Origin of the sequence: Psychroserpens sp. S379A, from assembly GCF_049800755.1 — a bacterium.
Taxonomy (GTDB): domain Bacteria; phylum Bacteroidota; class Bacteroidia; order Flavobacteriales; family Flavobacteriaceae; genus Psychroserpens.
Window position 1 is genome coordinate 61,529 of record NZ_JBNAFQ010000004.1, and the last position, 14,474, is coordinate 76,002.

General features: G+C 31.4%; 13 protein-coding genes. 9 read left to right on the forward strand and 4 right to left on the reverse strand.

Annotation, left to right across the window (positions count from 1 at the left end; all coding sequences use genetic code 11):
• Positions 1–17: 17 nt before the first annotated feature.
• Positions 18–716: a RadC family protein gene (radC, locus tag ACP15M_RS10970; RefSeq protein ID WP_425077256.1), complete on the reverse strand. Its 699-nt coding sequence runs from the start codon at positions 714–716 to the stop codon at positions 18–20.
• A gap of 69 nt (positions 717–785) precedes the next feature.
• Between radC and ACP15M_RS10975 the strand changes: the two genes are divergently transcribed.
• Positions 786–1,235, forward strand: coding sequence for a DUF1569 domain-containing protein (locus ACP15M_RS10975; RefSeq protein ID WP_425077257.1), 450 nt, complete (start codon positions 786–788; stop codon positions 1,233–1,235).
• 2 nt (positions 1,236–1,237) lie between these two features.
• On the forward strand, positions 1,238–1,828 hold the full coding sequence (locus ACP15M_RS10980) for an FMN-binding negative transcriptional regulator (protein WP_425077258.1): 591 nt from the start codon (positions 1,238–1,240) through the stop codon (positions 1,826–1,828).
• Positions 1,829–1,964: 136 nt separating this feature from the next.
• On the opposite strand, the gene ACP15M_RS10985 is transcribed toward ACP15M_RS10980, so the two are convergent.
• The 3 genes from ACP15M_RS10985 to alaS form a co-directional block, all read right to left on the reverse strand.
• Entirely contained in the window at positions 1,965–2,858 is an 894-nt protein-coding gene (locus ACP15M_RS10985; protein WP_425077259.1) for a hypothetical protein, read from the reverse strand.
• Positions 2,859–3,022: 164 nt separating this feature from the next.
• Positions 3,023–4,378 (reverse strand): UDP-N-acetylmuramate--L-alanine ligase, encoded by a 1,356-nt coding sequence (locus ACP15M_RS10990; RefSeq protein WP_425077260.1) that lies wholly within the window; start codon positions 4,376–4,378, stop codon positions 3,023–3,025.
• Positions 4,379–4,399: 21 nt separating this feature from the next.
• Positions 4,400–7,012, reverse strand: a complete 2,613-nt coding sequence (gene alaS / locus ACP15M_RS10995; protein WP_425077423.1) for an alanine--tRNA ligase — start codon at positions 7,010–7,012, stop codon at positions 4,400–4,402.
• 157 nt (positions 7,013–7,169) lie between these two features.
• Between alaS and ACP15M_RS11000 the strand changes: the two genes are divergently transcribed.
• From ACP15M_RS11000 to ACP15M_RS11030, 7 genes are all read left to right on the forward strand, one after another.
• Complete coding sequence (locus tag ACP15M_RS11000) at positions 7,170–8,141, forward strand: M23 family metallopeptidase (RefSeq protein ID WP_425077261.1); 972 nt, start codon at positions 7,170–7,172, stop codon at positions 8,139–8,141.
• Entirely contained in the window at positions 8,141–8,470 is a 330-nt protein-coding gene (locus tag ACP15M_RS11005) for a MerR family transcriptional regulator (protein ID WP_425077262.1), read from the forward strand. The genes ACP15M_RS11000 and ACP15M_RS11005 overlap by 1 nt, the downstream gene beginning before the upstream one ends.
• A 56-nt stretch (positions 8,471–8,526) precedes the next feature.
• Positions 8,527–9,129, forward strand: coding sequence for a LemA family protein (locus tag ACP15M_RS11010; RefSeq protein ID WP_425077263.1), 603 nt, complete (start codon positions 8,527–8,529; stop codon positions 9,127–9,129).
• A 2-nt stretch (positions 9,130–9,131) separates the two neighbouring features.
• Complete coding sequence (locus ACP15M_RS11015; RefSeq protein WP_425077264.1) at positions 9,132–9,569, forward strand: TPM domain-containing protein; 438 nt, start codon at positions 9,132–9,134, stop codon at positions 9,567–9,569.
• Between the two features lie 66 nt (positions 9,570–9,635).
• The gene (locus ACP15M_RS11020) at positions 9,636–10,487 is read left to right on the forward strand and encodes a TPM domain-containing protein (protein WP_425077265.1); all 852 of its coding nucleotides are present in this window, start codon (positions 9,636–9,638) and stop codon (positions 10,485–10,487) included.
• Positions 10,488–10,561: 74 nt separating this feature from the next.
• Entirely contained in the window at positions 10,562–12,460 is a 1,899-nt protein-coding gene (locus tag ACP15M_RS11025) for a DUF3857 domain-containing protein (protein WP_425077266.1), read from the forward strand.
• A gap of 109 nt (positions 12,461–12,569) precedes the next feature.
• Positions 12,570–14,414 carry a hypothetical protein gene (locus ACP15M_RS11030; RefSeq protein ID WP_425077267.1) on the forward strand — a complete coding sequence of 615 codons (1,845 nt, stop codon included), beginning with the start codon at positions 12,570–12,572 and terminating at the stop codon, positions 14,412–14,414.
• Positions 14,415–14,474 lie beyond the last annotated feature (60 nt).

The following is a 14,474-nucleotide window of genomic DNA, read 5'->3' on the forward strand; positions in this document are numbered from 1 at the left end:
AATGGAAAATCATCATTTTACAATAGAGATTCGTCAGCAAAACTGAAATAATTGCTTTCTGTAATAATAAGATGATCTAAAACCTTAATATCTAAACTCTGTGCAGCTACTTTAAGTTTTTGAGTAAGCTGCTTATCTGCGTGACTAGGCTTCAAGGTTCCAGATGGATGATTGTGTGTTAATATTAGACCAACTGCTCCAACTTCTAAAGCGGTTTTAAGAACCAAACGAACATCAACTAAAGTCCCAGTAATTCCACCTTTGCTCAATTGGTTTTTCTGAATCACCTTATTAGAATTGTTTAAATATAAAATCCAAAATTCTTCATGAGGCAATTCTCCTATAATAGGTTGCATCAATTCAAAAACCGAAGTACTTGAATTAATTTTATTATTTTGAAGTGCTTCAGTTGCACGTCGTCTTCTACCTAATTCTAATGCAGCTGCTATGGTTATGGCTTTAGCTTCTCCAATGCCTTTAAAAGTCATGAGTTGCTTTAAAGACAACTTTCCTAAAGCGTTGAGATTATGATTTACACTTGCCAAAATACGCTTACTAAGTGACACAGCACTTTCCTCTCTATTACCAGATCCTATAAGAATAGCAACAAGTTCGGCATCACTTAAAACAGATTTTCCTTTGTCGCGAAGTTTCTCTCTAGGTTGGTCATCTTGTGACCAGTTTTTAATAGAAAATGAAGATGGTTTTTCAGACATTTTGAAAGATATATTGTAATTTTATCCAATATAAATATACAACTTCAAATAGAAAAAATACTACACTTCATGAAATCCTTATTTACAACTGAAGCTCACAAAGAAATTTTAAACAGAATTGATCAACTTGATGAACAAAAACCAGCACAATGGGGAACAATGAATGTATCACAAATGCTTTCGCATTGTAATTTTCCGTTGCAGGTTGCATTACAAGATTTGACTCTTAAAAAGCCTAATGTGTTTATGCGTTTGTTGTTTTCAATGTTTAAATCATCTTTATATAATGATAAATCATGGAAACAAGGCATGCCAACAGCAAAAGAATTTATTGTAAATAACGATAAAGATTTTAATACTGAAAAATCAAAATTGGTTGAGAAAATCAATCAGTTTCATGCTGAAAAATCTAAAACAGAATGGCCTCCTCATCCAATGTTTGGTAATTTTACTAGTGAACAATGGGGAAAAATGCAATACAAGCATTTAGATCATCATTTAAAACAATTTGGCGTTTAAAAGTGAAGTATCCTCCTCAACATCATCAAGAAAATAACAAAGCTCATTTAATAGACGTAATTAAAACCTATCCATTGGCTACTATAATTTCTGTAGCTAATAACCAACCTTTAATTACACATTTGCCATTAATTTTAGACAACGAAAAACTTATTGGTCATATAGATATTTACAATCCGCAAGCTGAATTATTAAAAAATGATAATGAGGTCACTTTAATTTTCTCTGGCCCTAATTGTTATATTTCTCCTAGTGTGTATAACACGACTCAACTCCCAACATGGAACTATATTAAAGTACATGTAAAAGGAAAGGTCAAAGCTATAGAAAGCAAAGCTGCTTTAAAACAATCCTTAATTGCAATGACTGAATTTTTAGAAGCTCCAAATCACAACTATATTCTAGATTCTGAAAATCCCAGGCTCAATAGAAATCTTGATTATATAAAAATGTTTGAAATTACCATTACAGATTGGGAAGGTAAATTCAAATTGTCTCAAGATAAAAAACCAAGCGATACTGAAGCAGCTCGAGAGCATTTAATTAAGACCAATCAAGAAAGTATTAAACAGTTTTTGGATACTATTTTTTAACTTGATATGATTTTAAATTAATAAAGAAATTCTTCGCTTCGCTCAGAATGACAGAATAATAAGATCCTGAAACAAGTTCAGGATGACGAATTTTATTGAAATAAATTTCTTACCTAATCAAAATCTAAGCCTAAAATCACTTTCTTGCTTCATCTATTTCTAAACCCATAACATAAAAATAATCATCAATTTTATTCCATTTATCAATTTTACTCCATTTATAATTGAGTTTAGAATCAAAATATCCTTTAGAACATTGCAATGAAAACCTTTTCTCTTTATTTTTTCTTACTCTTGTTTTAATCGCTGGAGTAGCACATATCTGTCCTTGCTTAGACATCACAACTTTTATATCATACTCATCATAACTCAAAATTATAAAAGCAACAAAAACACCTTCTTTTGGCATTTGAATATTATACTTACTCACATCTAGTGAATACACACGATCTCCATTCTTATTTGAAGTTATAATGTCTTCTTTTATTAATTTCTGTTTAGGTAATCTTGTTAATGTATCAATAGAGTATAGATTTGCCTTAAACTTTAAATATTTTAAACCTTTTACACCAAGCATATCAACTAATTGATACGTTAATTTAGTAATTTTTCCTTCTTCTTTAAATGGAATGAATGTCACGACTTTTGTATTCCAACCTAAATTTGATCCAGCACTAACCTTTAATCCACCAAATATAGCTTTACGTACGCTATACTTTTTCTTAGCTTCAATTTCAACTTCATCAAGTGTTTCAGGCTTAGAAACTAAATAAACAATCTGTTCATTAAAATGCTCTTTTTTAATAGAAAGTGTTTCGTAACTTAAGTGAGAAAAACTGATAAAAGTATATCCTATACCTTCATTTAATTTAAAATTTCCTAAATCATCAGAATAACCTATAAATTTTTCATCTATAGAAATTGAAACATTTTTAATAGGTGCATTTGAGTTGAAATCTAAAACTTTAATCTCTTGACCAAAAGAGAATTTAAAAATGAAAATAAAAAAAATTGTAAAAGTTAGTTTCATAAACAGCGTCAAGTATCTTTCAACGGTTAAAACTAAAAAAGAATGCTTTTATTGCAAGTTAAGATTCTTCGCTTTCATCTTCGCATAAGCTTTGGTAAACGAGACACTCAGAATGACAGAAAACAAAATAATAAGATCCTGAAACGAGTTCAGGATGACGAATTTTATTGAAATAAATTTTTCACCTCATCAAAATCTAAGCCTCCATAATTACCAGAGCTCATTAAGAGTAAGGCTTTATTTTCAAAGTCTTGTGAGAATAAAAATTGCTTAAAATCATCTGGATTGGTGTAGATTATTAAATCCTCACGCTCAAAAGCAGTTGCGATTTGTTCATGAGTAACTTCATCTAATTTTTTAATTTCTACTGCATGAGGTGAATAAAACACCACAGCTACATCAGCCGCATCTAAAGCACCTTTGTATTCTTTTAAAAACTCAGCATTTAAGCTACTATAGGTGTGCAGCTCAAGGCAAGCCACTAAAGTTCTATTTTGGTATTGTTCTTTAACTGCTTTGGTTGTCGCTTCTACTTTACTTGGTGAATGTGCAAAATCTTTGTAAGCGACACTCTTAGAAGATTCTGCTATTTTTTCTAAGCGTTTACTTGCGCCTTTAAAGGTTGCGATAGCTTCATAAAAATCGTCTTCATCAATTCCCATATGCTGGCAAATCCATTTGGCTCCAGCAAGGTTATTAAGGTTGTGTTTTCCGAAGATTTCAATAGGCAATTCACCTTCAGGCGTTTCCAGTAAGGTTTGTCCGTTTTCAACGCGATAGTCTGGTGTGTGATACGCCAATTTTCTAATCGGATTTTCACTAGCTTCAACCACGCGTTTTACTTCAAGATCTTCTTCATTGTAATTAATACTTCCACCTTGAACAATGCTATCTACAAAAATGGAAAATTGCTCCACATAATTTTCATAGGTTGGAAACACATTAATATGATCCCAAGCAATTCCGCTTAACAAGGCAATATTAGGTTTATACAAATGAAACTTTGGTCGTCTATCAATTGGAGAGCTCAAATACTCGTCACCTTCTAAGACGATAAAATCATTGTCTTCGGTTAATTTTACCATCACATCAAAACCTTCTAACTGTGCGCCAACCATATAATCGACATCTCGATTGTGATAATGCATCACGTGTAAAATCATTGACGTAATAGTCGTTTTACCATGACTTCCACCAATGACTACTCGTGTTTTGTGTTTGGATTGTTCGTATAAAAATTCAGGATAGCTATAAATTTTTAATCCGAGTTCTTGAGCTTTTAATAGTTCCGGATTATCAGCTTTAGCATGCATCCCAAGTACGATGGCATGTAACTCTGAAGTTATTTTTTCAGGAAACCAACCAAAGGTTTCAGGTAATAAGTCTTTAGCTTCTAAACGTGATTTTGAAGGATCGAAAATGGTATCGTCGCTTCCAGTAACATTATAACCTTTGTTATGTAAAGCGATGGCTAGATTGTGCATTGCTGCGCCTCCAATGGCTATAAAATGTACGTTCATGAAAGTGGTCTTTAAAATGTATTATTCGATATAAGATTTAACAGCTTGTATAGCATCCTCTAATCCATTTGGATTTTTACCTCCTGCAGTAGCAAAGAAAGGTTGTCCTCCTCCACCTCCTTGAATGTGTTTACCAAGTTCTCTTACTATGGTTCCAGCGTTTAAGTCTTTAGACGCAACAAGTGCTTTAGAAATATAACAAGATAATATCGCTTTGCCATTATTTTCGGCTCCAAACAGTAAGAATAAATTTTCAAACTGACTTCCTAACTCGAAGCATAAATCTTTAATACCAGCAGCATCTAAATCAATTTTTTTAGCCAAAAACTGTATGCCATTAACTTCAGAAATTTCCTTTTTTAAATCACCTTTAATGCCTTTAGCTTTTTCTTTAAGTAAATGTTCAATCTGCTTCTTTAAATTTGAATTTTCCTCTTGAAGATTTTGTAACGCTTTAACAGGTTCTTTGGCGTTATTAAGTAAATCTTTCATTTCGAAATACGCTCTGTTATTTTCAAAATAAAAATCTTTAACAGCATCATTGGTAATGGCTTCAATACGTCTTATTCCTGCAGCTACTGCGCCTTCAGAAACGATTTTAAAATGCCAAATATCACCTGTGTTTTTAACGTGAGTTCCACCACAAAGCTCTATTGATTGTCCGAAACGAACTGTACGAACTGTATCGCCATACTTTTCGCCAAATAATGCCATTGCACCTTCATCGATAGCTTTTTGCATTGGAATATTACGCTGTTCTTCTAAAGGTAATTTGCCTTCAATTCTGGAGTTGACAAAATTTTCAACATCGCGCAATTCTTCAACCGTTAGTTTAGCAAAATGTGAAAAATCAAAGCGTAAATATTTTGAATGCACAGCAGAGCCTTTTTGCTCCACATGTGTTCCTAACACTTCACGTAGTGCTTGATGTAATAAATGTGTTGCTGTATGGTTACACTCCGTTCTATAACGTTGTTTTTTATCTACCGAAACTTTAAACGTCGCATTGACATCTTTAGGTAAGTTTTTAGCAAAGTGAATAATAACATTGTTTTCCTTTTTGGTATCTACAATATAAATCACATCACCTGAAGCGTCCTCCAAATAACCTTTATCACCAACTTGTCCTCCACCTTCAGCATAAAACGGTGTTAAATTAAACACCAACTGATACATTTCGCCATCTTTCTTAGAGGTAACTTTTCTGTACTTTACTAATTTCACATTAGCTTCGGTTGTATCGTAACCTATAAACTCTTGTTCCTCATCGTCATTTATAATCGTCCAATCATCAGATTTGAGTTGCGAGGCTTGTTTTCCTCTTTCTTGCTGTTCTTTTAATTTTTGTTGAAACTCATCGTGATTATAAGTATATCCTTTTTCTCGAAGAATCAAATCGGTTAAATCTTCAGGAAACCCATAAGTATCTTTAAGTTCAAATACTTTTTTACCAGAAATCTCTTTAGATTTAGTCGTAGAAATAATTCGATCTAACAATAACAACCCTTGATCTAAAGTTCTTAAAAAAGAGGTCTCTTCTTCTTTAATAACATTTTCAATAAGTTGCTTTTGCTCTTTAAGTTCAGGAAACGCTTTTCCCATTTTTTTATTCAGAACATCAACCAATCTATAAATAAAAGGCTCTTTTTTGTCTAAGAATGTAAATCCGTAACGCACAGCACGACGCAAAATTCGACGAATCACATAACCTGCTCCAGTATTACTAGGTAATTGTCCGTCAGCAATTGAAAACGCGACAGCTCTCACATGATCAGAAATCACACGAATGGCAATATCTGTTTTATCATCTTTACCATAGTCTTTGTTAGTAATCGTTTCAATCTCTCTAATGATTGGTGTAAACACATCTGTATCGTAATTAGATTGCACACCTTGTAAGACCATACACAAACGCTCAAAGCCCATTCCTGTATCGATATGCTTTTCAGGTAAGTTTTCAAGGCTTCCGTTAGCTTTACGATTGTATTGCATGAATACAAGGTTCCAGATTTCTACAACTTGAGGATGATCCATATTCACTAATGACTTTCCATCAACTTTAGCTTTCTCTTCATCAGAACGAATATCGACATGAATCTCGCTACATGGTCCGCAAGGTCCTTGATCTCCCATTTCCCAAAAGTTATCCTTCTTATTTCCCATAAGGATGCGATCTTCTGGCACAAAAGCTTTCCAAAAATCGTAAGCCTCTTGATCCATAGGAATATTATCTTCTTTATCTCCTTCAAAAACCGTCACATAAAGTATGTCTTTACTAATGCCATACACTTCGGTTAATAATTCCCAAGCCCAAGCAATAGCTTCCTTTTTAAAATAATCGCCAAAACTCCAATTACCAAGCATTTCAAATAAGGTATGATGGTATGTATCGTAACCGACTTCTTCTAAATCGTTGTGTTTGCCAGATACACGTAAGCATTTTTGAGTATCTGCAATTCTATTATTTTTAGGTTCGGCATTCCCTAAAAAGAATTCTTTAAAAGGTGCCATTCCAGAATTGACAAACATTAAGGTTGGATCGTTTTTTAATACCATAGGTGCAGAAGGCACAATGCTATGTTTCTTTTCTTCGAAGAAATTTAAAAATGCTTTACGAATGTCTTGAGACTTCATCATAAGAGATTAATTAAATGCTTGTATATTAAAAAATTGCATCACTTAAATTAATGAAAACCTCTAAAACTAAAGTTCAAATGACTTCAAAGTGTGAAACAATTTATATATTTGTGTTTCGTTCTATTATTCCTGCAAAAATAGGACTTTTTAAGATATGGCTAAAGTAAAATATTATTACGATTCTGAAACGCTTTCTTATCGAAAAATAGAGCGTAAAAAAAGAACTACTATAAAGTTTGCCATGTTGTTTATACTTGCGTCAGCTTTATTTGGATTTATATTTGTTTTTATTGCTAGTCAATACATTGAATCACCAAAAGAAAGAGCGCTTAAACATGAGCTATCAAATTTACAATTACAGTACAAGTTATTAAACAAACGTATTGATAATGCCTTTACTGTTCTAGAAAGTGTTGAAGAGCGCGACAATGCTATTTACCGTTTATATTTTGAAGCCAACCCGATTCCATCTGAACAACGAAGAGCTGGATTTGGTGGAATTAACAGATATAAAAAGTATGAAGGTTATGATAATTCTGAATTAATTATTGAAAGTAATAAACGTTTAGATCAACTTCAAAAAGCTATTGTTGTACAGTCTAAATCTTTAGATGAAATTGCTGTTTTAGCAGAAGATAAAGAGAAATTTTTAGCTGCTATACCAGCAATTCAACCTGTTAAAAATGAAGACCTCACTCGTATGGCTTCTGGATATGGGTTTAGAATAGATCCATTTACTAAGGTTAGAAAATTTCATTTCGGTATGGATTTTACAGCACCAAGAGGCACACCAGTTTATGCTTCAGGTGATGGTGTCGTAAAACGAGCAGATAATAATTCGTCTGGATATGGCAAGCATATTAGAATAGACCATGGTTATGGTTATATGACTTTATATGCACATTTATACAAATACAATGTACGTTCTAATCAAAAAGTGAAACGTGGAGATCTTATTGGTTATGTTGGAAGTACTGGACGATCAGAAGCTCCTCATCTTCACTACGAAGTTTTTAAAGATGGAGAGCGCATCAATCCTATTAATTTTTACTACGGAAACCTCTCTGCAGACGAATATGCAAGATTGTTAGAAAAAGCATCACTAGAAAATCAATCCTTAGACTAATGCATATAGATTTACCAGAAAAACGTTATTATGGTATTGGCGAAGTTGCCAAAGCCTTTGGAGTAAACACCTCTTTAATCCGCTTTTGGGAAAAGGAATTTGATGTCATTAAGCCTAAGAAAAATGCTAAAGGCAACCGAAAATTTACACCAGAAGACATTAAAAACCTTCAGTTTATATACCATTTAGTAAAAGAACGTGGCTTCACTCTTGAAGGTGCAAAAACACACCTTAAAGAAGGAAAAAAACAAACACTTAATAATTTTGAAATTATTAGTAAACTGGAAGGTATCAAAGCTCAACTTATTAAAATTAAATCGCAGTTGTAACATATTCTATATTACTACAACTAACAAATACATTCACTAATTTAAAAACACTAATCATGAAAAAATGGCTTATTCCTATAATAATTATTGCAGTCATCGTACTAGGATCTTATTCTTGGGTTAAAGGATTTAACAATACTGCTGTGCAACTTAATGAAGATGTAAGTGAAGCTTGGGGAAATGTACAAACGTCTTATCAACGACGCAATGATCTTATTGGAAACTTAGTGAATACTGTAAAAGGAGCTGCAGATTTTGAGCGCAACACGCTTAAAGATGTCATTGAAGCAAGAGCAAAAGCTACTTCAATAAACATTGACCCTTCAAACGTAACACCAGAGCAATTAGCGCAATACAATCAAGTTCAAGGTGGATTAAGTGGTGCTTTAAAAAGTCTTTTGGTAACTGTTGAACGTTATCCAGACTTAAAATCAAATCAAAACTTTTTAAAACTTCAAGACGAATTGACGAGTACAGAAAACACAATTCAAACCGCTAGAACGAGATATAATGAAGCGATTAAGCCTTATAATATTCATGTTAAAGAATTTCCAAATTCTATTTTAGCAGGAGCATTAGGTTTTGATGACAAACCTTATTTTGATGCTGAAGTTGGAGCAGAAAAGCCTGTAGATGTAGAATTTGATTTCAATAATTAGACATGTCACAAGTTGAAGATTTTCTTAGCGCTGAAGAAGAGCAAGAGATTATTTCGGCAATACGCACTGCTGAAAACAATACTTCTGGTGAAATAAGAGTTCATATTGAACATTCTTCAAAAATAGCTCCTTTTGATAGAGCTATGGAAGTGTTTCATTATTTAAAAATGGACAATACCAAACAGCAAAACGGTGTTTTAATCTATGTAGCTGTTAACGACAAAACTTTTGTGATTTATGGAGACAAAGGCATTAATGATGTGGTTCCTTCTGGATTTTGGGATAGCACCAAAGACATCATGCAATCACATTTTAAAAATGGACATTTTAAACAAGGCTTAATTGAAGGTGTTCTTAAAGCTGGTAAAGAATTAGAAACACATTTCCCTTGGGTTCATGGTGACATTAATGAATTGCCTAATGACATTTCTAAAGGATAGTGTTACAGTAAGCAGTAAGCAGTAAGCAGTAAGCAGTAAGCAGTAAGCAAAAGTATTAAATTCAATATGTTAAACATACCGAGTCGCATAAAAAATTTGTTTCTAAGAAAGCATCAAACAAAGTTGTTGCTACTTTTGGCTTTGCTTTTTTTAAGTTCACAAGTAGCAGTTGCTCAGTTTAATATTCCGCCTATCCCAGAAAAGCAAACTAGTCTTTATGATTATGTGAATTTGCTTTCTACTTCTGAAAAAAACAACTTAGAAGAAAAATTAGTTCGCTACTCTGATACCACTTCAACACAAATTGTTATTGCTATAATCTCAACAACCAAAGGTGAAAATATTGGGTTACTCACACCAAAATGGGCTCATGAATGGAAAATTGGTCAAGCTAAAGAAGATAATGGTGTTTTCGTTTTATTAGCTAAAGATGATCGCAAAATTTGGATTTCTCCTGGTTATGGTGTTGAAGATCGTCTTACTGCTGGAATTACAGGTGAACTTATACGAAACACTATTATTCCTGAATTTAAAAAAGGAGATTATTATCAAGGACTAAACAAAGGTACAGATGCTATTTTTGATGTTTTAACTGGTGCATATCAAGGCACTCGACAAAGTAATTCAAGTGATGCTTTCCCAATAGGTTTCTTTTTATTTTTATTTATTGTATTTATCATTTTCATTATCGCTATATCTAAAAACAGACGAGGTGGTGGAAATAATGGAAAAGGTGGTCGACGTTCGTCAGGCACTAGTATTCTTGATGCTATTATTTTGAGCAATATGGGACGAGGCAGTTATGGTGGAAGCTCAGGAGGCTTTGGCAGTAGTTCTGGTGGTAGCTTCGGAGGAGGTTTTGGTGGTGGCTTTGGAGGAGGCGGATTCTCTGGTGGTGGTGCTGGTGGTAGTTGGTAGTTGGTAGTTGGTAGTTGGTAGTTGGTAGTTGGTAGTTGGTAGTTGGTAGTTAAAAAAATGATTTTAAATTAGTTATGAACAAACACCTAATATTAATTGTATTTTTATTGGTTTCACAAATTATCTTCACTCAAGAAGATATTCTATTTGAACATACAATTCCTGAAACTCTAAAGACAAATGCAAATGCAGTAATACGAGAAAACACAAAAAGAATAAGAATTGAGTCTAGCAATAAAATGTATGTGCAACAATCTCAAACCGTTACTATTTTTAACTCTAAAGGAAATAATATATTAAACTCTCACTTATTCTATGATAACGATGTTAAAATAAATAATCTTTCATTAATTATATATGATGCAAATGGAATTGAAATAAAAAAGTTTTCAAAATCAAAATTCAAAGATATTAATGCTGTAGATGGCTTTTCATTATATACAGATGACAGAGTAATGTATATAGATTATACACCTACGTTTTATCCATATACAGCTGTATTTAATTATGAATATAAAACTAAAACTACCGCATTTATTCCTAGATGGCATCCTATAAGTTCTTACAATGTTTCAGTACAACAAAGTGAATACATTATTCACAATCCTAATAATCTTAAAATAAAGTTTAAAGAGAATAACTTTAATGGGTATCAAATTGTAAAGAAATCTAAAGATAGAGTTCATTATATCATGAATAATCAACCTGCAATAAAGCATGAAAACTACAGTACTTCTTTTATAGATTTAATGCCATATCTAATGGTAGCAGTAAACAATTTCACTTTAAAAGGTGTAGCAGGAAATGCATCTAATTGGAACGATTTTGGAAAATGGATGCATGACAAACTACTATCAAATAAAACTAAGGTAAAAGAAGAAACAATAACTAGAATAACAAATTTAACCAAAGGTGTTACTAATGACATTGAAAAAGCCAAGATTGTTTACAGATATATGCAAAATAAAACTCGTTATATCAGTGTGCAAATTGGGATTGGAGGTTGGGAACCAATTACACCTTATGAAGTAGACAATCTTGGTTATGGAGATTGTAAAGCATTAACTATTTATACTAAAGCACTTTTAGATATTGTGGGTGTAAAATCTAACTACACACTGGTATATGCCGGAAATAATCGCGATATAGATTCTAGCTTTACTTCTATTCAAGGGAATCATGCAATTTTGAACATTCCAAACAAGGAGAGCGATATATGGCTAGAATGTACTAGCCAAACACTTCCGTTTGGGTTTTTAGGAGATTTTACAGAAAACAGGAATGTTCTTGTAATTACTCCTAAAGGAGGAATAATTAAAAGAACTCCTGAATATAAAAATAATGACAATTTACAAACCACAAATGCTTCAATAGTATTACATAATGATGGAAATGTTACAGCTTCGATTGAAAGAGTTTCAGAAGGAATTCAGTATGATAACAAATATCATTTAGAAAATTATTCTGAAAAAGATTTGCACGACCACTACAAAACTAATTCATGGAGATATGTTAATAATTTAAATATAGATTCTAGTAAAATTATTAATAAAAGAGACAGTATTGCGCTTATAGAAAAACTCAAGATATCAATAGACCAGTATGCGACTATAAATAATAACGAATATATATTTAACATTAACACTTTCAACAGAAACAGTTATATACCTAAACGTTATAGAACTAGAAATTTACCATTAGAAATAAAACATGGATTTAAAGATATTGACGAATATACTTTTACAATACCTAATAAATATTCATTGGGATTGTTTCCTGAAAATAAAAATATAAAATCTAAATTTGGAGAATACTCTGTTAGTATTCAAAAAATAGATAATAACACTATTCTATATAAAAGAACAATATTAATAAAAAAGGGAATTTATTCTAAAGAAGATTACAAAACATATAGAGCTTTTAGAAAACAAATTGCTAAACAAGAAAATTTAAGATTAATTTTAAAAAAATAATCTCGTGACAAAAAATTGCATTATAATTTTACTATTGATTCCTCTTAACATATATGCTCAGAAAGAAAAATCTAACAAACTTGGGCAAGTATCTGTAAATGAATTAAAAATGAATACATACAAAAATGATTCGTTAGCTGATGCTTTAGTCTTATATGAGCATGCAAATGTTTACTTAGATGAAAAAAATGAATATAAATTTAGAACAGATTATTATTTCAAAATCAAACTATTCAATAAAAACGCTTTTCATCTCGCTAATATAGAGATACCACTATACAAAGATGAATATGTGAAAGAGATAAATGCCATAGCATATAATTTAAAAGGCGAAAATATATCTAAAACATTTTTAAACGAAAAAAACATTTATAAAACTCAAGAAAATGAATATTGGAACAAAACCAGTTTTGCAATTCCAAACATAAAGGAAGGAACTATTATAGAATACACTTATAGTGTTATTAGTCCTTACTCAAGGCTTGATGATTGGTATTTTCAAAGTGAAATTCCAAAATTAGAAAGCAAATATGATGCAACATTATTAGTCAATTATAAATATAACCTTCGTTTGTTTGGAGTTCAACAATTAGATAAAAAAGACATTACATTCAAAAAGAATTGTATTACCATAACTGGATTAGGTAGTGGAGGATGCAAGGAATATTCATTTGGAATGAAAAACATTCCTGCTTTTGAAGAAGAAGACTACATGTTGAGTAAAAAAAACTATCTATCTAGACTTGTATTAGATCTCATTTCATATACCAATACAGAAGGAGTAATTAAAAATTATACCAAAACGTGGAAGGATACAGACAAAACTTTAAAAAAGAATTTTTTTGATAACCAAACTACTAAAACAAGTTTTTTTAAAAAGAATATCCCACAAGAAATATTGAACACTGAAAATGAACTTGATAAAGCAAAACAAATTTATCAATTCATTCAAAACAAATTATTTTGGAACAAAAAATATTGGACTCAAGGCAACCTGAAAATAAAAAAAGCATTTGAAGAAGGTTCCGGAAGTGTTGATGCTATTAACTTAATCTTGTATAATAGCTTAAGAGCTGCTAATATAGAAAGTTATATTGTTGTATCTTCAACAAGAAATAATGGTTTACCAACTAAGGTCTATCCGTTAACCAAAGACTTTAACTACATTTTAGTAAAAGCAGTTATAGGTAACGAAACATTTTTTCTAGATGCAACAAATAAAAAAACAGCTTTCGGTCAAATTCCTTTTAAATGTATAAATGGAGATGGTAGAGTGTTAGATTTTAAAAAAGGTAGTTATTGGGAACAAATAAACACAAACACTTTATCTATAATCTCTTCTTACACTGAGCTTTCTTTTAACGAAGAGAGCGAATTACAAGGGAAATTACAAGTAACAAAAACGGGTTATAATGCTGTCTCTGAACGAAATTTCATAAGTAATAAATCAACCGATGAATATTTAGATTATTTTGAAAGCAAACACCCAAATATTCTAGTAGATGATTATACTATTAAAAATGAACATAATCTTGATAAACATTTAATACAAAGATATGACATAACAAAAGAACTTTACACTGACAATAACTTCATTAGAATCAACCCTCACATATATGGAAGAATTTCTATTAACCCTTTTAAGTTAGACAGACGCATTTATGATATAGATTATGGTTATCCAAGAACTTTTTTAAATTCTATAAAATTAAATATCCCATTAGACAAATATGAAATAATTAGTTTACCAGAAAATAAAGCTTTTGCCTTACCAAATAATGGAGGTGATTTTATGTTAAATGTCTCTCAAAATGGAAACTCTATTAATATTAGCACAAAATTATATATAATGAAAAAAACGTTCTCTCCTAATGAATATAAAGCTTTAAAAGAGTTTTACAACCAAATTATAAAAGCTGAAGAAGCGAGTATAAAATTAAAAAAGCTTAACTGATTAAAGTGGTGAACAAAAAATCATCCTGAGAATCAATCACTTTCTACTCTCACCACTAAC

What these genes read in the sequence shown, in the direction of transcription:
- radC (WP_425077256.1), bottom strand. Translation starts at nt 716, where the DNA reads ATGTCTGAAAAACCATCTTCATTTTCTATTAAAAACTGGTCACAAGAT.
- ACP15M_RS10975 (WP_425077257.1), top strand. Translation starts at nt 786, where the DNA reads ATGAAATCCTTATTTACAACTGAAGCTCACAAAGAAATTTTAAACAGA.
- ACP15M_RS10985 (WP_425077259.1), bottom strand. Translation starts at nt 2,858, where the DNA reads ATGAAACTAACTTTTACAATTTTTTTTATTTTCATTTTTAAATTCTCT.
- ACP15M_RS10990 (WP_425077260.1), bottom strand. Translation starts at nt 4,378, where the DNA reads ATGAACGTACATTTTATAGCCATTGGAGGCGCAGCAATGCACAATCTA.
- alaS (WP_425077423.1), bottom strand. Translation starts at nt 7,012, where the DNA reads ATGAAGTCTCAAGACATTCGTAAAGCATTTTTAAATTTCTTCGAAGAA.
- ACP15M_RS11000 (WP_425077261.1), top strand. Translation starts at nt 7,170, where the DNA reads ATGGCTAAAGTAAAATATTATTACGATTCTGAAACGCTTTCTTATCGA.
- ACP15M_RS11005 (WP_425077262.1), top strand. Translation starts at nt 8,141, where the DNA reads ATGCATATAGATTTACCAGAAAAACGTTATTATGGTATTGGCGAAGTT.
- ACP15M_RS11010 (WP_425077263.1), top strand. Translation starts at nt 8,527, where the DNA reads ATGAAAAAATGGCTTATTCCTATAATAATTATTGCAGTCATCGTACTA.
- ACP15M_RS11015 (WP_425077264.1), top strand. Translation starts at nt 9,132, where the DNA reads ATGTCACAAGTTGAAGATTTTCTTAGCGCTGAAGAAGAGCAAGAGATT.
- ACP15M_RS11020 (WP_425077265.1), top strand. Translation starts at nt 9,636, where the DNA reads ATGTTAAACATACCGAGTCGCATAAAAAATTTGTTTCTAAGAAAGCAT.
- ACP15M_RS11025 (WP_425077266.1), top strand. Translation starts at nt 10,562, where the DNA reads ATGAACAAACACCTAATATTAATTGTATTTTTATTGGTTTCACAAATT.
- ACP15M_RS11030 (WP_425077267.1), top strand. Translation starts at nt 12,570, where the DNA reads ATGAATACATACAAAAATGATTCGTTAGCTGATGCTTTAGTCTTATAT.